Raw genomic sequence first — 16,487 nt, 5'->3', positions numbered from 1 at the left:
GCTGAACCTAGGGGTGCGGAGACTAAAGGCCAAGCACATCGGCCATATCGTATTCGCCCGGCCCCTTGTCCTGCCCCCAGATCGCGGCCTGCAGCGCGCCGCGCGCAAAGATCGCCCGGTCGGTCGCCAGATGCCGCAGCACCACGCGTTCACCCGCCCCGGCAAAGATCACGTCATGTTCCCCCACGACATCGCCGCCGCGGATGGCCGAAAAGCCGATGGTGCCGCGTTCGCGCGCGCCGGTGATGCCTTCGCGGGCGGGGGTGCGCAGATCCTCCAGCGGATGGCCCCGGCCTTCGGCGGCGGCCTGTCCCAGCATCAGCGCGGTGCCCGAGGGCGCGTCGACCTTGCGGTTGTGATGCGCCTCGACCACCTCGATGTCCCAATCCTCCCCCAGCGCGGCGGCGACCTTGCGGGTCAGGCCCATCAGCAGGTTGACCCCAAGGCTCATGTTGCCGGCGCGGATGATCGGGGCATGGCGGGCGGCGGCGGTCAGCCTGGCCAGATCGGCAGGGGCAAAGCCGGTGGTGCCGATGACATGCACCGCACGCGCCTGCGCCGTCAGTTCGGCCATGGCGACGCTGGTTTCGGGCGTGGTGAAGTCGATCACCGCCTGCGCCCGGGCGATGGTCTGCACCGGGTCATCGGACACGGCCAGACCGATGGCCGGACCGCCCATCGCCTCGCCCAGATCGCGGCCTGCCCATGGGTTGCCCGGACGCACCGTCCCCCCCACCAGCCGCACCTTGTCCGAGGACAAGACGACCCGCGCCAGCATCTGCCCCATGCGTCCCGACACACCCGTGACGACGATACCCGGTAATTCCATGCTCAAACCCCCGTTTGCGGTCGTTCTAAACCGTTGCGGCCCGCGCCGCGACCCCCTACATCTGCGGCCATGGCACAGAACCGCTTTCATTCCGGCACCGGCCCCTCGCAGCGTCAGCTTCGCGTGGGGGAACTGATCCGCCGCACCTTGTCCGACGTCCTGCTGCGCGGCGACGTTCACGACCCCGACCTGAACCGCCACTCGATCACGGTGGGCGAGGTGCGCACATCCCCCGACCTGAAGGTCGCGACGGCCTATGTGCTGCCCCTGGGCGGGCACGGCGCCGATGAGGCGCTGGCCGCCCTGCGCCGCAATCAGGCCGAGCTGCGCCATCTGGTCGCCAAGGCCATGACGCTGAAATACGCGCCGCAATTGCGCTTCGTGCTGGACGAGACCTTTGACCGCATGGACGACACCCGCCGGATGCTGGGCGACGCACGCGTGCGTCGCGATGTGGAGGGCGACCCGGACAGCGACGGTCAAGACGATGAGGATTGATCTGAAGCGCAAGCTGGGTCTGGCCGTGGGCGCGCTGATCGCAATGACCCTGCCCGCCGTGGCCGGGATCTGCGAAAAGCGCGATTTCGACGGGCAGGGCTATGTTGTCTGCACGCTTGCGGCCCAGCAAGAGCCGGGGCTGAAGCTGTGGCTGAACGGCCCGGACGGGCGCGTGCTGGGCGATTTCACCAGCGTGCGGCGCCAGCTTGGGCCCGATCAGACGCTGGCCTTCGCGATGAATGCGGGCATGTATCACGCCGATTACAGCCCCGTGGGGCTTTATGTCAGCGATGGCGAAAAGGCGCATGATCTGGTGACGGCGGGCGGCGGCGGCAATTTCGGGATGCTGCCGAACGGCGTGTTCTGCGCCGGGGGCGCGCGCCCCTATCAGGTGATCGAAAGCCGCGCCTTCAAGGCCGCCGATCCGCAATGCCGCATCGCCACGCAATCGGGGCCGATGCTGGTCATCGACGGCGCGCTGCATCCGCGTTTTCTGGAAGACAGCGACAGCCGCTATGTCAGGAACGGCGTCGGCGTGTCGCCGGACGGCCAGACGGCGTGGTTCGCGATCAGCGACCGCGCGGTGACGTTTCACGAATTCGGACGCCTGTTCCGCGACGGGCTGGGTGCGCGGGATGCGCTTTATTTTGACGGCTCGATCAGCAGGCTTTATGCGCCCGCGCTGAACCGCGCCGATTTCGGTCGGCGGCTTGGGCCGATCATCGGATATACGGAATAACACCATGGGACGGAAAAAAGGGCGCGAGATCCACGGTTGGCTGATCGTGGACAAACCCGCAGGCGTGGGCTCGACCGATGTGGTCGGGCGCGTCCGCTGGGCGCTGGACGCGAAAAAGGCCGGACATGCGGGCACGCTGGACCCCGACGCCACGGGCGTCTTGGCGATTGCCTTGGGCGAAGCCACAAAGACCGTGCCGATCCTGACGGATGCGCTGAAAGCCTATGATTTCCGGGTGAACTGGGGGGCGCAGACCTCGACCGACGATGCGTCGGGGCAGGTGATCGACACCGCAGACAGCCGCCCCGATGCGGATCAGATCCGCGCCGCGCTGGGGGCGTTCGTGGGCGACATCATGCAGGTTCCGCCGAATGTCTCGGCGGTGAAGGTCGATGGCGAACGCGCCTATGACCTTGCCCGCGACGGCGAGGTGCTGGAACTGGCCGCGCGCCCGCTTTGGGTGGAATCGCTGGAGTTGTTGACGGCGGGCCGCGACAGTGCCGATCTGCGCATGGTCTGCGGCAAGGGCGGCTATGTCCGCGCCATCGCCCGCGATCTGGGGCGCGCGCTTGGCTGTCTTGGCCATGTCGACCATCTGCGCCGCATCTGGTCCGGCCCGTACGAGGCCGCGGACGGCATCGCCTTCGACCGCATCGACCGCGCCAATCAGGCCGAGATCGAGGCCGCGCTGCTGCCGCTGCAATCGGCGCTGGCCGATCTGCCGCAGATGCAGGCGACCGAGATGGGCGCGGTGCGCATCCTGAACGGCAATCCCGGTCAGGTGCTGGGCCATGCCGAATTCGGCGCCGAGGTCTGGGTCAGCCGCAATGGCCAGCCGCTGTGCATCGGCCGCTATATGGGGGCCGAGGTGCAGCCCAGCCGCGTCTTCAATCTGGGGCAGGCCACAGGCTGACCGCCGATGCCGGTCAGGCCTTCGGATAGGCCGGGTCCGGCGGCGTCGCCAGCACGATCAGGTTGCCATCGGGATCCCTGACCTGCGCCAAGGTCGAATAGCTGCCCTGAAAGCTGTCGCCCAGCGCGATGCCCACAGCCGCAAGGCGCGCGCGCTCGGCCTTGACATCATCGACGACCAGCGACATGCCGCCTTGCCCGACAGGCGATCCGTCGCTGGTCAGTTGCAAACCGCCTCCGGGGCTGGTTTCCCACTGGATCAGGCTGGGCATGGGGCGGACGGGGCCGCGGCCCAGCAATCGGGTGTACCAGTCCTGCGCGCGGGCAAGATCGCCGACCGACAGAGCGGTATAAAGCTTTTGCAGTCTCATCGAAATTCTCCGGACTGTTGCCGGGGGAAACGATCTGGCGGGCCGCAGGTTTCGCAATGCGCGGACCGCCCGGCGCCGATCAGCTTTTCGGCGCGCTTTCCTTGGCGGCCAGACGCAGCTTGCGGGCGGCAAGGACGCGGCGGCGGCGCGACATCTCAAGGTTGATCAGCGCGCCCAGCATGACGGAAAACCCGCCCAGGTAGAACCACATCAACAGCGCGATCACCGCGCCGATAGAGCCATAGATCCGGTTATAGCTGTTGAAATTGTTCAGATAGACCGAAAAGCCATAGGACGCCCCCGCCCAGGCCAGCGCCGCAAACAGCGCGCCCCAGGTAAAGACCGAGGTGCGGGGCGTTTTCACATTCGGGCCGTATTTGTACAGAATGCCGATGACGATCATCACGATCAGAAAGATCGCAAGCCACGGCACCGAACTCAGCAGCCAGTTGCGCAGCGGCACATCGGGCAGGAAGTTGAAGGCGATGGGCACGACGATGATGACCGCCAGCCCCAGAATGACCACGCCCACGATGACCAGCGTCAGCGCATAGGCCAGCAGGAACCCCATCACCGTCGAATGCGACCGCACCCCATAGGCCGCGTTCAGCCCGCGGATCAGCGCATCCACACCCGCGCGGGCCGAAATCGTGGCGATCAGAAAGGAAATCGCCGTGGTCCAGCCCAGTTGCGTGCGCCCCGCCGCGATCAGCGAATTAACCTGCCCATAGATGATGTCTGCCGCACCCGAAGGGATGAATTCATCGGTCGTGTGGATGTATTGCTCGATCAGATGCGGGTCATACCACAGGCCCCACAGCGCAAACAGCGCCGCCAGTCCGGGAAAGGTCGCGAACATCGCATAGAAGGACACGCCTGCGGCAATCAGGCTCATGTGGATCTTGTCCATCCGCTCGAACAGAGCCATGAGGAACTGCCACATATCCCTGATCACGCTGTCTGCCCCCGTTTCGCTGTTGTCAGATTGCAGTCAAACTGTCCCGCAGGCCAGAAAGGTTCCGCAACCGCCTAATGGTTTTGCCGCGACGTGTAGCGAAGCCACACCGCATGTTCGCCCAGTTTCGCGACAAAAGCGGCATGAGCCTCGGCCTCGGCCTCGGAGATGCGGGGCGCAAGCGGGCGCGGCCTTGGCCCGCGCGGCGCGGCGCCGCTGGGCCCGTCCCCCGTGCCGTCGCCGGGTCCGCCCGCGGCCTCAAGCACCAGCCCCGGCTGCCTGCCGCCGCGCAGCGCCAGATAGACCTCGGCAAGCAATTCGCTGTCCAGAAGCGCGCCGTGCAGCGTCCGGTTCGAGTTGTCGATGCGGAACCTGCGACACAGCGCATCCAGCGAATTCTGCGCACCGGGAAAGCGCGACCGCGCCAGTTCCAGCGTGTCGATGGCGCGCGACCACGGCATCACCGGATAGCCCGCGCGTTTCAGTTCCCAGTTCAGGAATTTCATGTCAAAGGCGGCATTGTGGATCACCAGCTTGGCGTCCTCGCCGGCGAAGGCCACGAAATCGGCGGCGACCTCGGCGAATTTCGGTTTGTCGCGCAGAAAGTCGTCGCCCAGCCCGTGCACCTCGAACGCCTCTTGGGGCATGGCGCGTTCGGGATTGATATAGACGTGGAAGGTCCTCCCCGTGGGCAGGTGGTTCATCAGCTCGACCGCGCCGATTTCGACGATGCGGTCGCCGGTATCGGGGTCGAAGCCCGTGGTTTCGGTATCAAGGACAAGCTCACGCATGGGGGGCTTGTCGCATGAGCTGATCGCAAATGTCCACGATGGCGGCGCGCGCGTCCTGCAACGTCAAGGACGGGATCACCCAATCGGCCAGCGCGCGTTTCTGCGCATCGGGCATCTGGCGCGACAGGATCATCTGGAAGGTCTGCTCGGTCATGCCGGGCCGCGCCATGACGCGCTGGCGCTGCACATCGGGCGGCACGGACACCACGGCCACGCCGTCCAGCTGCGCCTGCAGGCCGCCCTCGAACAGCAGGGGGATATCCAGCACCACGATGGGCGCAAGCGGGTGCGTCGCGATGAAATCGGCGCGGTCACGCGCGACCAGCGGATGCACGATCGCCTCGAGCCGGGCAAAGCCGTTGGGATCGCTGGCCAGCGCCACCTTCAGCGCGGCCCGGTCCACGGCATGACCCTTGACCGTGCCGGGAAAGGCCGCGCCCACCGGCTGCACCGCAGCCCCGCCCGCCGCATACAGCCGATGCACGGCGGCGTCGGCATCCCAGACCGGATGGCCCAATTCGCGGAATATCCCGGCTGCGGTGGATTTTCCCATGCCGATGCCGCCGGTCAATCCCAGACGAAAGCTCATGCCAGAACGGCCCGGCGCAGGGCGTCGTCCACCTCGGGGCGCTGGCCGAACCAGCGCTCGAAGCCCGGCGCGCCCTGATGCAGCAACATGCCCAGACCATCGACGATCTGGCAGCCGCGCGCCTGCGCTTCTTCAAGGAAGGGCGTCATCAGCGGCGTATAGACCAGATCGGTGGCCAAAGCCCCCGAAGCCAGCGCGTCCAGCGGCACGCGCAGCGCGGGCTTGCCATCCATCCCCATCGAGGTCGCGTTCACCACGGTCAGCGCCCCGTCCAGCATATTGCCCGCCTCGGCCCAGTCATAGACCACGACCTTGGCGCCGAATTCGCTGCGGATCTGTTCGGCGCGGATGCGGGTGCGGTTGGCGATGCGCAGCTCGGTCACGCCGGATTCCAGCAGCGAGGCGACGACGGCCCGCGCCGCGCCGCCCGCGCCGATCACCGCAGCCGGGCCGCGGTCGGGCACCCAGTCCGGCGCGTGCTGGCGCAGATTGGCGATGAAGCCATAGCCATCGGTGTTGTCGGCATGGATCTTGCCATCGGGGCGAAAGATCAGCGTATTCGCCGCCCCGATCAGCGCCGCGCGGTCGGTGACGACATCGGCCAAAGCCAGCACGCTTTCCTTGTGCGGGATGGTGACATTCGCACCGACAAAGCCCATGCGCGGCATGGCGCGCAGCACCTCGGCCAGATCTTCGGGGGCGACGGCCACGGGGATGTAATGCCCGGCGATGCCGTAACGCTTCAGCCAGTGGCCATGCAGCATGGGCGAGCGCGAATGCGCGATCGGCCAGCCAAGGACACCGGCAATCGGAACGTGGCGGGGGCTTGGGGGCTGGCTGTCCTGCATGATCGGTCTGACGCTCTAGGGCCGGAACGCAAAGGACGCGCACCGGAAAACTGACATTTCACGCAGCAGTGCAGATCGTGGCGGGCCGGGTCAAGTCGCGCGCGCGCCGCCATGGGCGCAGGCTGGCAGAAAGGCCACCCTTATGCGGCGCCCATTTCGGGCAGACCGCCCTCTTCGACCAGATCGGCAAGGGTCAGGCTTTCGATCAGCAGCAGATAGGACCAGAACACCTGCCCGAACATCTTGCGCAGGCGGCACGAGGCTTCGTCCGTGCAATCCTCGCAGCGCTGATAGGACCGGCGCGACAGGCAGGGCAGCGGCGCAATCGGCCCGTCCACCTGCCGCAGCAGCTCCGAGATCGAGATCTCTTTCGGCATCTTGATCAGGACATAGCCGCCAGCCCGTCCGCGCCGCGAGCCGACATAGCCCACATTGCGCAATTCCAGCATGATATGTTCCAGAAAACGCTTCGGCGCGCCGGACCGCGTCGCGATCTCTTCGATCGTCAGCGCATTTCCGCCTGCGGCGACTTCATCGGCCAGCGCCATCAGCGCCTTGATGGCATATTTGGTTTTCTGCGAGATCATGGAAAATCAATAATCTCGACAACCGGCTCTTGCAATCATGTCCGGCAAATAAAGGGCGGCTGTGTCATGGAACATAGGACTATCGTCAAAGCGTTATCTTTCTGACACATTGTCGGCGCATTGCTGCGACCCAGCAAAAGGAGATGAAGATGCGTATTGCAGTTCTTGGTGGTGACGGTTTCGTCGGCTGGCCCACCGCCCTGCACCTGTCGAACCTTGGGCATGATGTTCACATCGTGGACAACCTGTCGCGCCGGTGGATCGACACGGAACTGGGGGTGCAATCCCTGACGCCGATGGATTCGATCCAGGAGCGTTGCCGCATCTGGCATCAGGAAACCGGGCGCAGGATCCATTTCCACCTGCTGAACCTTGCCACCGAATACGAACGGCTGAAGGTCTGGCTGGCCGAAGAGCGCCCCGATGCGGTGATCCATTTCGCCGAACAGCGCGCCGCGCCCTATTCGATGAAAACCGACCGCCACAAGGTCTATACCGTCAACAACAACACCAATGCGACGCATAACCTGCTGGCCGCACTGGTGGAAACTGGAATCGACGCGCATCTGGTCCATCTGGGCACGATGGGGGTCTATGGCTATTCCAGCGTCGGCGCGCCGATCCCGGAGGGCTATCTGGACGTGGATATCGACACGCCCACCGGCAAGAAATCCCAGCAGATCCTGTATCCGACGCGCCCCGGCTCGGTCTATCACATGACCAAATCGCTGGATCAGATCCTGTTCCAGTTCTATGCCCAGAATGACGGGCTGCGCATCACCGATCTGCATCAGGGCATCGTCTGGGGCACGCATACCGACCAGACCCGCCGCCATGAACAGCTGATCAACCGCTTCGATTATGACGGCGATTATGGCACGGTGCTGAACCGCTTCCTGATCCAGGCCGCCATCGGTTATCCGCTGACCGTGCATGGCACCGGCGGCCAGACGCGGGCGTTCATCCACATTCAGGACTCGGTCCGCTGCATCGAGCTGGCGCTGAAAGACGCGCCGCAAGCGGGCGAGCGGGTGCGCATCTTCAACCAGATGACCGAAACCCACCGCGTCCGCGATCTGGCCGAGATGATCGCCAAACTGACCGGCTCGGACATCGCCAACCTGCCCAACCCGCGCAAAGAGGCGGCGGAAAACGACCTGATCGTGAACAACGACCAGTTCATCGCGCTGGGTCTGCAACCGATCACGCTGGCCGAGGGCCTGCTGTCCGAGGTGGTGGATGTGGCCAAGAAATACGCCCACCGCATCGACCGCTCGCGCGTTCCGGCCGTTTCGGCATGGACCAAGGACATCGCCCAGCGTGTCGAACACGATCCCGAAGGCAAAAGGCTGCGTTCGGTCTCGTGACATCTGGCATCCATCCTGAAGGCAAGGCGCGGTCGGACCGCGCCTTCGTCACATTGGCGACCAACCCCGATTACGCGATGGGGGCTGCGGCGCTGTTTCGGTCGCTGAAACGCACCGGCACCACCGCCGATCTGGTGGCGCTTTACACCGATCTGCCGCCGGATCTGGTGCAGATGCTGTCCGATCTGGGCGTGCGGGCGGTGCAGGTCGATCTGCTGCCGACCTCGGCCGGGTTCAACGCCCTGCACGCGCGCGACCGCCTGCACGGAGCGGCGCCCTTTACCAAGGGCGAAAAGCCGCCCTTCCACACGCCTCTGGACAATTTCGCCAAGCTGCGGCTGTGGCAGCTGGACTATGACCGCGTGGTGTTTATCGACGCCGATGCCATCGTGCTGCAAAACGTCGACCGGCTGTTCGATTACCCGGAATTTTCGGCCGCGCCGAATGTCTATGAATCGCTGGCCGATTTTCACCGGCTGAATTCCGGCGTCTTTACCGCCCGCCCGTCGCAGGCGACCTTCGATGCGATGCTGGCCCGTCTTGATCAGCCCGAGGCGTTCTGGCGGCGCACCGACCAGACCTTCCTTGAGACCTATTTCCCGAACTGGCACGGGCTGCCGGTGTTCGACAACATGCTGCAATATGTCTGGCTGAACATGCCGCAGATGTGGCGCTGGACCGATATCCGCATCCTGCATTTCCAATATGAAAAGCCGTGGCAGGACCACGCCAAGGCCGACCAGCTTCGCCCGCTGATCGAGCTGTGGAAAGCCCATGCCAGCGACGGCCCCGTGCCCGACCTGCGCGACCTGAAAAACCCGGAGACCGCATGAAGATCGCCCTGACCGGAGCCTCGGGCCTTGTCGGGCGCTGGATCGCCCGCGCGGCGGTCGAGGCGGGCCATGACATCGACCCTCTGCCCGGCTGGCGCTTGGGCGATCTGCCGGAACTGGCGGGTTGCGACGCGCTGATTCACTGCGCCTTTCAGCACATCCCCGGCAAATATCGCGGCGGCGAGGGCGACGATCCCACGGCGTTCACCCGCGCCAATCTGACCGGCTCGCTGGCGTTGTTTGACGCGGCCAAGGCGCAGGGCGTCGGGCGGGTGATCTTTCTGTCCTCGCGCGCGGTCCATGACGGGCATGCGCCGGGGACCGATCTGACGGACGATCTGCCACCCGCGCCCACCAGCCTTTACGGTAAGGTCAAGGCGGATGCCGAGGCCGCGCTGCACGGCATGGCCGGCCCCGGCTTCCGCACCGCCAGCCTGCGCCCCACCGGGGTTTTCGGCCCCGGACAACCGCAGAAATGGGCCGGGCTGATCCGCGATTTTCTGGCTGGCCGCCCGGTTCCGCCCCGCGTCGCGACCGAGGTTCACGGCGCCGATCTGGGCCGGGCCGCCATGCTGGTGCTGATGGATCCCGACATGCAGGGCAGCTATAATGTCAGCGACCTTGTTCTGGACAATCACGACCTGCTGTCGGGCGTGGCGGCGCTGACGGGCAGCCCCGCGCAGCCGCCGATGCGCTCGGATGCCGGATTGCTGCGGGTGGCGCTGTGTGCAAGGCTGGAGGCGCTTGGCTGGAGCCCGGACGGGCTGTCCCGCCTGCACGCCGACCTGCCCGCCATCATTCAGGATGCCAAGGACGCCGCATGAATCAGAAGCTGGAAGACCTGTCCCGCAAATCGCTTTGGGGTGCCGAAGAGCTGACCGAACTGGTCATCGCGCCTGCCACGCTGCATGTGGATTATCCGGCGCTGGCCAGCGCCATCCGCAGCCTGACCCATGGCGAAACCGACGAGGTGGCGCTGATGGCCACGCTGGCCTGCGAAATCCACCATGCCGACGACCGCTTTGACTGGACCGGGTTTTACCGCGTCACCGAACCCGAGGTGCTGAAGATCGGCCCCTATCAGGGCGGGCATGGCTGTCTGGTCATCCCGTTTGCGCGCGGCGTCTGCGGCGCTGCGGCGCGCACCGGCCAGACCCAGCTTGTCCCGGATGTCGATGCCTTTCCCGGCCATATCGCCTGCGCCAGCAGCACGCGGTCGGAACTGGTGATCCCGGTCTTTGGCCCCGCGGGCCGCCTTCTGGGTGTGCTTGACATCGACAGCAACCAGCCCGACGCTTTCACACAGGACGATGCAGACCAGTTGCAAAGGATCCTGGATGACACATTCGGACGTGACTGAATTCACCGGCCAGTGCCTGTGCGGAGAGATCCGCTTTCGTGGCACCCATGACGGCGAGAATGGGCTGAAGGCCTGTCATTGCGGCCAGTGCCGCCGCTGGTCGGGCCATGTCTGGGCGGCGATCCTGCCACGCTCGCTGGATATCACCGGCCAGCCGAAATGGTATCGCGCCTCGGACATCGCGCGGCGCGGGTTCTGCGCGACCTGCGGCAGTTCGCTGTTCTGGCAAAGGGATGGCTCGGACATCATCGACGTGGCGGCGGGCGCGATCGATGCGCCGACCGGGCTGCATTTGCAGGGCCATATCTTTGTCGCCGACAAGGGCGATTACTATGAAATCGCCGATGGCCTGCCGCAGGACCAGCAGGACTAGTTGACGCCGTGCCGCCCGCGCCCGATATGCGGGGCATGAGCTTTGTCTATGAACCCACCGACCAGCAGGCGCAGATCATCCATGCCGATCATGAGGTGCTGGTGGTGGCCAAGCCCTCGGGGCTGCTGTCGGTGCCGGGGCGCGGCGACGACCGCAGCGATTGCCTGATCAACCGGCTGCGCGGGGCGTTTCCCACCATTCTGCTGGTGCATCGGCTGGATATGGATACCTCGGGCGTGATGGTCTTTGGCCTGACGCCCCATGCGCAGCGGCATCTGTCCAAACAGTTCGAGGAACGGCGCACCAAAAAGACCTATGTCGCCCGGCTTTGGGGCCAGATGGCGCAGAAATCCGGCACGGTCGATCTGCCTCTGATCGTCGACTGGCCGAACCGCCCGCGCCAGAAGGTCGATCACGAGACCGGCAAACCTGCCCGCACCGACTGGCGGGTGATCCGCAGCGACCCGGTGGAAACCCGCGTGCGCCTGTCGCCGGTGACGGGCCGCAGCCATCAGTTGCGGGTGCATATGGCGTCGCTGGGCCATCCGATTCTGGGCGATCCGCTTTATGCCGAAGGGGCCGCTGCGGATTTCCCGCGCCTGATGCTGCATGCCGAGACGCTGCGCTTCAAACACCCCGAAACCGGGATCATGCAAAGCTATTCCGCGCCGATCCCGTTCTGACACGTCACGAACCTGTCATCCCGTGACGCGCAGATCCTGCGTAAGCTTGGAAAAACAAGGAAAGGGATGCCCGATGACCAAGTTCGACCTCAGCCGCCGCGCAGCCATGCTGATGGGGGCCGCCCTGCCGGTCCTGACGGCGCTGCCCGTGGCCGCGCAATCCGCACCGGAACAGGACAAACCCATGGGACGCGCCAATACCATCAAGCTGGGCGCCTTCGAGATCACCACGATCCTTGGCGGCGCCAATGTCAGCGAAAACCCCATCGCGACCTTTGCCCTTGGCGAAGACCCCGCCCAGTTTGAAGCGCTGGCCGCCGAGAATTTCATCCCCGCCGACCGCACCGGCGGGTCGTTCACACCGACGCTGGTGCGCACGCCCGACGCGCTGGTGCTGTTCGACACCGGCATGTTTCCCGCAAACAACGCGGCCTCGATGGCGCTGGCGGGCATCGCGCCCGAAGATGTCACCCATGTCGTGCTGACCCATATGCATGGCGATCACGTCAGCGGGCTGACGCAGGGCGGCGCGCCCAGCTTTCCCAATGCCCAGCTGATCGTGCCGAAGGCCGAAAACGACTATTGGGCGGCGAATGCCAATGACGCCTATACCACCCATGTCGCGCCGCTGATCGGCAATGCCCGCCAGATCGCCGATGGCGATGAGATCGTTCCCGGCATCACCGCCGAGGCTGCCCATGGCCATACGCCCGGCCATACGACATATCTGGTCGAAAGCGACGGCCAGCGGCTGCTGATCACCGGCGACAGCTTCAACCATTATGTGTTTTCGGTGCAGCGCCCGGCATGGCATGTGCGCTTTGACATCGACAAGGATGCAGGCGCGGCGACCCGGCAGAAGGTGCTGGCGCGTCTGGCCGAAGAAAAGATCCCCTTCATCGGCTATCACATGCCGTTTCCGGCGCTTGGCTTCATCGCCCCGAATGGCGAGGCGTCCTTCCGCTTCGTCCCGGCGACCTATCAGTTCGCCTGAGCCCGCGCCGCCCGCCCTTAGTGCCGCGAGCCGGGGCGGGCGGCCGAGGTCAGGTTCACCTCGCCCGCCGACACGCCCCATGGGCGTTTCAGCAGCGGATCGACCTGAAAGCGCAGCCGCAGGATAAAGCGGCAATCGGTCTGCTCTGTTTCAGCTTCGCCTTCCAGCTGCATGGCGAAGGCCTCGATCAGCTGGCTGCCAAGGCCGGTGCTTTCCGCCCCCGTCGCCCCGCCGGTCGAGTTCTGGATTTCCAGCACCGCATGATCGTCGCCATCCGCGCGCAGGATCACCCGCACCCATGGCGGGCTGCCATCGGCCTGCCGCCCGGAATATTTCAGCGCATTGGTGAATGCCTCGGTGGCCAGCAGCGACAGCGGCACGGCCTGATCGGGCATCAGCACCAGGGGCTCAAGCTGGGTTTCGATCCGCAGGCCCATGTCCGGCCCAAGCGATGCATTCGACATTTGCGCGATGATGTCGCTGATCAGCCGGTCGGCTTCGACCGAATCCAGATGTTCGGCCTGATACAGATTGCGATAGATCGTCGCCAGCGAGGCCACCCGGTCCTGCACCGACCGCAACACGCGCCGCGCGTCGTCATGGTCGATCATGCGGATCTGCATGTTGATGATCGAGGCGATCAATTGCAGGTTGTTCTTGACCCGGTGGTGAACCTCTTTCAGCAGCACGGTCTTTTCGTTGACCGCGGCCTCCATCGCCTCTTCGTCGCGGATCAGGATGCGGGCCATGTTGTGGAAGGTCTGGCTCATATCCGCGATCTCGGCGGGGGCGTCTGCCAGAACCGGCGGCGGTGCGGTGCGGTCGCCGATGGCAAAGCGACGCATCTGGCCGCGCAATTCCCGGATATGGCGCAGGACAAGGCGATAGACGGCGAAATAGGCCACGGCCAGCGACACCGCCCACAGCACCAATGGCAAAAGCAACGCCGTGCGCCGCGTCAGGTCGATCCCCGCGATCCCGGATTCCGAGCGGTTCCACGACCCCAGCGCATAGACCAGCCCCGGCACGACCGGCACCACGCTGAACACCCGCTTTTCGCCCGAATTCACATAATCCGAAAACGTCGTCTCGCTGCGCGACAGCAGCGAGGTCAGGGATTTTCCGCGCGGCAACAGGTCTTCGACCATGCCTTCGCTGTCGCGGTCCAGCGACAGGATCTGGCCCTGATTGTTGAAGGTGATGATGCGGGTATTGTCCTGCCCCAACCCCGCCACATGGGTCGAGCGCAGCATGTCCGCCGACATGGCGACCGAGATATAGCCCAGAAGCTCGGCGCCACGATACAGCGGCTGGATGACGGCAATGGATTGCGCGCCGCCCGCAGCACCCACCGCGCTGGAGGTGACAAGCGTGCCGGGGCTGTCCATGAACTGCTGGAATGCCGGATCCTGCCGCATGTCCTGCCCCACCGCCAAGGATGAACACAACGTGGTGCCGTCCAGAGCGGTGAAACCGGCATAGACGAAATTCACCGTGCGCTGCACGAAACCGCGCATGATGTCGGCACAGGCCTCGGGCCGGTTCATCGTCTCAAGGATCGCCGGACCCAGCGCATCTGCGGTGCCAAGCGCGCTTTGCAGCAAGGCGCGTTCGCCCGCGGCAGCGGTCGTGGTGCGGCCCAGCAGCGCGATTTCCGATGAGCGTTCGTATTCCCGCGACAGATGCAGCGTCTGAATGACCGAGATCAGCCCGATGGGCAGGATCGCAAGCGACAACAGCCCGCCAAGGCGGAAACCCAGCCCCTTGGTAAAATCCACTCGGTCAAGCAGGCGGCGCAGCACGGGGCGGCCGACCTAGCGTGACACCGGGTGGTTCTGGGCCATGACTGCAAGGGTCGCACGATCGGTCATTTCAAGCTCTTCGCCATCTTCCAGCTGCAACAACTCGGCCAGCTTGCGCCGACCCCGGTTTGCCCGCGACTTGACGGTGCCAACGGCCACGCGAGTCATCTCGGCAGCTTCTTCATAGGAAAAGCCTGACGCGCCGACAAGGATCAGTGCTTCGCGCTGTTCATCGGGCAGCTTCTCGAAGGCGTTGCGAAAGTCGTTCAGCGCAAGGCGGCCATCATGTTCGGGACGGCTGGCCTGTCTTGCGGCATGAATGCCATCGGTATCGCTGACCTCGCGCCGGGTCTTGCGGCGTGCGGAATAGAATGTGTTGCGCAAAATCGTGAACAGCCATGCGCGCAGATTGGTTCCGGGCTGGAATTTGTCTATATGCGTCCATGCCTTGACGATGGTGTCCTGCACCAGATCGTCGGCGCCTGCACTTTCCCGCGTCAGCGACAGCGCGAATGCGCGCAGCGCGGGCAGGTGGTCCACAAGCTCATTCCGGGGGTCGCCATGGGCCGAATCGTTCGTCGCCAGTTTGACGTTCCTGGTCATGAATATCACTCCTGCTCGCGCAATTTATCGAGCAGTTCCAGAAACTTGTCTGGTATCTTCTCGGTCGTGTCCTGTTCGTAGACTCGTTTCAGATTTTCGTCGATTTGCCTCGCGATGGCTGTCCGCTTCTGGTCCTCGCGTCTGGTATTCATTTTTTAGTTATTCCCGAAATTCTTGTGCGCACCCGTCCTAACAGTTACCTATCCAGTCAAGTTCCCCGTGAACAAGCATTTTTGAGGATAAGATGACCGCAGCAGATCTGGCCCAATCCATTCGCCGGGAGCTGCCCTTTCTGCGCCGCTATGCCCGTGCGCTGACCGGCAGCCAAACCGCAGGCGACAATTACGCAGCCGCAACGCTGGAGGCGATCCTCAGCGACCGCAGTCTGGTGCAGGCTGACGACACCCGCATCGGCTTGTTCCGCACCTTCCACGCCATCTGGCAAAGCTCGGGCCAGCCGGTCGAGCAGGACGGGCAGGGCACGCAGGAAGCGCGCGCGCAGGCCCATCTGAAAAGCCTGACCCCGAATTCGCGCGAAGCCCTGCTGCTGCGCACCATCGAGGAACTGCGCCACGACCAGATCGCCGAGATCATGCAGATCGATCAGGATGAGGCCGAGGAGCTGGTCCAGATCGCGCTGGCCGAGATGTCGCAGGCGCTGGCCGGCAAGGTCATGGTGATCGAGGATGAAACGATCATCGCCATGGACCTGAAGGGCATCGTGCAATCGATGGGCCACGAAGTCACCGGCATCGCCCGCACCCACAAGGCTGCCGTGGAACTGGCGCATGACCGCCGCCCCGATCTGATCCTTGCCGATATCCAGCTGGCCGACGGCTCGTCCGGGATCGATGCGGTGAACGAATTGATGACCGACATGGCCGATGTGCCCGTGATCTTCATCACCGCCTTCCCGGAACGTCTGCTGACCGGCGACCGGCCGGAACCGGCCTTCCTGATCTCGAAGCCCTATTCCGAGGAACAGGTGCGCTCGGCCGTCAGTCAGGCGATGTTCTTTGCCTCGACCGAAGGTCTGACTGCGGCATAACTGCCGTCGCGTGTCGGATAAAACGGGCCGTCGGAGCGATCCGGCGGCCCTTTTCGCATGGCTGTCATCAGGATTTCGCACAAGACTTCTATTCGTTTTGCGTATAAACGAACATTAGCGAAAATACTGGATGCTCGGAAAGGTGCGGATCATGGCGGCTGCAAATGAACGGATCAGCGATCTCTTCATCCTTGGCGGTGGGATCAACGGTTGCGGGATTGCGCGGGATGCGGTGGGGCGGGGGTTGTCCGTGACCGTGGCCGAGAAGGGCGATCTGGCGCAGGGGACCTCCAGCGCCTCGACCA

General features: G+C 64.7%; 22 protein-coding genes. 12 read left to right on the top strand and 10 right to left on the bottom strand.

Annotated elements, in window-relative coordinates; all coding sequences use genetic code 11:
- Positions 1–22: 22 nt before the first annotated feature.
- The gene (gene dapB / locus GL284_RS13210; protein ID WP_155045107.1) at positions 23–829 is read right to left on the bottom strand and encodes a 4-hydroxy-tetrahydrodipicolinate reductase; all 807 of its coding nucleotides are present in this window, start codon (positions 827–829) and stop codon (positions 23–25) included.
- 69 nt (positions 830–898) lie between these two features.
- On the opposite strand from dapB, the gene rbfA reads away from it, so the two are divergent.
- From rbfA to truB, 3 genes are read left to right on the top strand one after another with little or no spacing between them, the layout of a single operon-like run.
- Complete coding sequence (gene rbfA, locus GL284_RS13205) at positions 899–1,327, top strand: 30S ribosome-binding factor RbfA (protein WP_155045106.1); 429 nt, start codon at positions 899–901, stop codon at positions 1,325–1,327.
- Positions 1,317–2,066 (top strand): phosphodiester glycosidase family protein, encoded by a 750-nt coding sequence (locus tag GL284_RS13200; protein WP_155045105.1) that lies wholly within the window; start codon positions 1,317–1,319, stop codon positions 2,064–2,066. Before rbfA ends, GL284_RS13200 begins: the two co-directional genes overlap by 11 nt.
- Before the next feature lie 4 nt (positions 2,067–2,070).
- Positions 2,071–2,979 carry a tRNA pseudouridine(55) synthase TruB gene (truB, locus tag GL284_RS13195; protein ID WP_155045104.1) on the top strand — a complete coding sequence of 303 codons (909 nt, stop codon included), beginning with the start codon at positions 2,071–2,073 and terminating at the stop codon, positions 2,977–2,979.
- 13 nt (positions 2,980–2,992) lie between these two features.
- On the opposite strand, the gene GL284_RS13190 is transcribed toward truB, so the two are convergent.
- The 6 genes from GL284_RS13190 to GL284_RS13165 all read right to left on the bottom strand — a co-directional run bounded on the left by GL284_RS13190 (position 2,993) and on the right by GL284_RS13165 (position 7,119).
- Entirely contained in the window at positions 2,993–3,349 is a 357-nt protein-coding gene (locus GL284_RS13190) for a VOC family protein (protein ID WP_155045103.1), read from the bottom strand.
- A gap of 79 nt (positions 3,350–3,428) precedes the next feature.
- Positions 3,429–4,277: a YihY/virulence factor BrkB family protein gene (locus GL284_RS13185; protein ID WP_230383070.1), complete on the bottom strand. Its 849-nt coding sequence runs from the start codon at positions 4,275–4,277 to the stop codon at positions 3,429–3,431.
- A 101-nt stretch (positions 4,278–4,378) separates the two neighbouring features.
- Positions 4,379–5,095 (bottom strand): DNA polymerase III subunit epsilon, encoded by a 717-nt coding sequence (dnaQ, locus tag GL284_RS13180; protein ID WP_155045102.1) that lies wholly within the window; start codon positions 5,093–5,095, stop codon positions 4,379–4,381.
- Positions 5,088–5,684 carry a dephospho-CoA kinase gene (gene coaE / locus GL284_RS13175; RefSeq protein WP_155045101.1) on the bottom strand — a complete coding sequence of 199 codons (597 nt, stop codon included), beginning with the start codon at positions 5,682–5,684 and terminating at the stop codon, positions 5,088–5,090. Before coaE ends, dnaQ begins: the two co-directional genes overlap by 8 nt.
- The gene (locus tag GL284_RS13170) at positions 5,681–6,532 is read right to left on the bottom strand and encodes a shikimate dehydrogenase (protein WP_155045100.1); all 852 of its coding nucleotides are present in this window, start codon (positions 6,530–6,532) and stop codon (positions 5,681–5,683) included. The genes coaE and GL284_RS13170 overlap by 4 nt, the downstream gene beginning before the upstream one ends.
- A 140-nt stretch (positions 6,533–6,672) precedes the next feature.
- Complete coding sequence (locus GL284_RS13165; protein ID WP_155045099.1) at positions 6,673–7,119, bottom strand: RrF2 family transcriptional regulator; 447 nt, start codon at positions 7,117–7,119, stop codon at positions 6,673–6,675.
- Positions 7,120–7,268: 149 nt separating this feature from the next.
- Between GL284_RS13165 and GL284_RS13160 the strand changes: the two genes are divergently transcribed.
- The 7 genes from GL284_RS13160 to GL284_RS13130 all read left to right on the top strand — a co-directional run bounded on the left by GL284_RS13160 (position 7,269) and on the right by GL284_RS13130 (position 12,729).
- A complete protein-coding gene (locus GL284_RS13160) occupies positions 7,269–8,486 on the top strand; it encodes an NAD-dependent epimerase/dehydratase family protein (protein ID WP_155045098.1) in 1,218 nt (405 codons plus the stop codon).
- Positions 8,483–9,319, top strand: coding sequence for a glycosyltransferase (locus tag GL284_RS13155; protein WP_341870376.1), 837 nt, complete (start codon positions 8,483–8,485; stop codon positions 9,317–9,319). Before GL284_RS13160 ends, GL284_RS13155 begins: the two co-directional genes overlap by 4 nt.
- The gene (locus GL284_RS13150) at positions 9,316–10,143 is read left to right on the top strand and encodes an NAD-dependent epimerase/dehydratase family protein (RefSeq protein ID WP_155045096.1); all 828 of its coding nucleotides are present in this window, start codon (positions 9,316–9,318) and stop codon (positions 10,141–10,143) included. Before GL284_RS13155 ends, GL284_RS13150 begins: the two co-directional genes overlap by 4 nt.
- A gap of 80 nt (positions 10,144–10,223) precedes the next feature.
- Positions 10,224–10,679, top strand: a complete 456-nt coding sequence (locus tag GL284_RS13145; protein ID WP_230383075.1) for a GAF domain-containing protein — start codon at positions 10,224–10,226, stop codon at positions 10,677–10,679.
- A complete protein-coding gene (locus GL284_RS13140; protein WP_155045094.1) occupies positions 10,657–11,052 on the top strand; it encodes a GFA family protein in 396 nt (131 codons plus the stop codon). Before GL284_RS13145 ends, GL284_RS13140 begins: the two co-directional genes overlap by 23 nt.
- Positions 11,053–11,087: 35 nt before the next feature.
- Positions 11,088–11,735, top strand: a complete 648-nt coding sequence (locus tag GL284_RS13135; RefSeq protein WP_155045093.1) for an RluA family pseudouridine synthase — start codon at positions 11,088–11,090, stop codon at positions 11,733–11,735.
- A gap of 73 nt (positions 11,736–11,808) precedes the next feature.
- The gene (locus GL284_RS13130; protein ID WP_155045092.1) at positions 11,809–12,729 is read left to right on the top strand and encodes an MBL fold metallo-hydrolase; all 921 of its coding nucleotides are present in this window, start codon (positions 11,809–11,811) and stop codon (positions 12,727–12,729) included.
- A 17-nt stretch (positions 12,730–12,746) separates the two neighbouring features.
- Here GL284_RS13130 and GL284_RS13125 read toward each other — a convergent pair whose 3' ends face one another.
- From GL284_RS13125 to GL284_RS13115, 3 genes are read right to left on the bottom strand one after another with little or no spacing between them, the layout of a single operon-like run.
- A complete protein-coding gene (locus GL284_RS13125; RefSeq protein WP_341870377.1) occupies positions 12,747–14,531 on the bottom strand; it encodes a sensor histidine kinase in 1,785 nt (594 codons plus the stop codon).
- A gap of 12 nt (positions 14,532–14,543) precedes the next feature.
- Positions 14,544–15,134, bottom strand: coding sequence for an RNA polymerase sigma factor (locus GL284_RS13120; protein WP_155045091.1), 591 nt, complete (start codon positions 15,132–15,134; stop codon positions 14,544–14,546).
- Positions 15,135–15,139: 5 nt separating this feature from the next.
- Entirely contained in the window at positions 15,140–15,286 is a 147-nt protein-coding gene (locus GL284_RS13115; protein WP_155045090.1) for a NepR family anti-sigma factor, read from the bottom strand.
- Between the two features lie 92 nt (positions 15,287–15,378).
- On the opposite strand from GL284_RS13115, the gene GL284_RS13110 reads away from it, so the two are divergent.
- Both GL284_RS13110 and GL284_RS13105 read left to right on the top strand, forming a co-directional pair.
- Complete coding sequence (locus GL284_RS13110) at positions 15,379–16,182, top strand: response regulator (protein WP_155045089.1); 804 nt, start codon at positions 15,379–15,381, stop codon at positions 16,180–16,182.
- 151 nt (positions 16,183–16,333) lie between these two features.
- Positions 16,334–16,487: FAD-dependent oxidoreductase (locus GL284_RS13105; RefSeq protein WP_155045088.1), on the top strand; the 154-nt coding region annotated here is incomplete at its 3' end.

The organism is Paracoccus shanxieyensis, assembly GCF_009711265.1.
Lineage (GTDB): Bacteria > Pseudomonadota > Alphaproteobacteria > Rhodobacterales > Rhodobacteraceae > Paracoccus > Paracoccus shanxieyensis.
The sequence above is the reverse complement of the archived record's forward strand: the minus strand, read 5'-3'. Positions and strand labels throughout refer to the sequence as shown.

Bases quoted from the DNA above. Each gene is read 5' to 3' on its own strand.
- GL284_RS13185 (WP_230383070.1), bottom strand. From the start codon at position 4,277: ATGGCTCTGTTCGAGCGGATGGACAAGATCCACATGAGCCTGATTGCC.
- GL284_RS13170 (WP_155045100.1), bottom strand. From the start codon at position 6,532: ATGCAGGACAGCCAGCCCCCAAGCCCCCGCCACGTTCCGATTGCCGGT.
- GL284_RS13120 (WP_155045091.1), bottom strand. From the start codon at position 15,134: ATGACCAGGAACGTCAAACTGGCGACGAACGATTCGGCCCATGGCGAC.
- GL284_RS13140 (WP_155045094.1), top strand. From the start codon at position 10,657: ATGACACATTCGGACGTGACTGAATTCACCGGCCAGTGCCTGTGCGGA.
- rbfA (WP_155045106.1), top strand. From the start codon at position 899: ATGGCACAGAACCGCTTTCATTCCGGCACCGGCCCCTCGCAGCGTCAG.
- dapB (WP_155045107.1), bottom strand. From the start codon at position 829: ATGGAATTACCGGGTATCGTCGTCACGGGTGTGTCGGGACGCATGGGG.
- GL284_RS13150 (WP_155045096.1), top strand. From the start codon at position 9,316: ATGAAGATCGCCCTGACCGGAGCCTCGGGCCTTGTCGGGCGCTGGATC.
- GL284_RS13135 (WP_155045093.1), top strand. From the start codon at position 11,088: ATGAGCTTTGTCTATGAACCCACCGACCAGCAGGCGCAGATCATCCAT.
- GL284_RS13165 (WP_155045099.1), bottom strand. From the start codon at position 7,119: ATGATCTCGCAGAAAACCAAATATGCCATCAAGGCGCTGATGGCGCTG.
- dnaQ (WP_155045102.1), bottom strand. From the start codon at position 5,095: ATGCGTGAGCTTGTCCTTGATACCGAAACCACGGGCTTCGACCCCGAT.
- coaE (WP_155045101.1), bottom strand. From the start codon at position 5,684: ATGAGCTTTCGTCTGGGATTGACCGGCGGCATCGGCATGGGAAAATCC.
- GL284_RS13190 (WP_155045103.1), bottom strand. From the start codon at position 3,349: ATGAGACTGCAAAAGCTTTATACCGCTCTGTCGGTCGGCGATCTTGCC.
- GL284_RS13115 (WP_155045090.1), bottom strand. From the start codon at position 15,286: ATGAATACCAGACGCGAGGACCAGAAGCGGACAGCCATCGCGAGGCAA.
- truB (WP_155045104.1), top strand. From the start codon at position 2,071: ATGGGACGGAAAAAAGGGCGCGAGATCCACGGTTGGCTGATCGTGGAC.
- GL284_RS13160 (WP_155045098.1), top strand. From the start codon at position 7,269: ATGCGTATTGCAGTTCTTGGTGGTGACGGTTTCGTCGGCTGGCCCACC.
- GL284_RS13130 (WP_155045092.1), top strand. From the start codon at position 11,809: ATGACCAAGTTCGACCTCAGCCGCCGCGCAGCCATGCTGATGGGGGCC.
- GL284_RS13110 (WP_155045089.1), top strand. From the start codon at position 15,379: ATGACCGCAGCAGATCTGGCCCAATCCATTCGCCGGGAGCTGCCCTTT.
- GL284_RS13200 (WP_155045105.1), top strand. From the start codon at position 1,317: ATGAGGATTGATCTGAAGCGCAAGCTGGGTCTGGCCGTGGGCGCGCTG.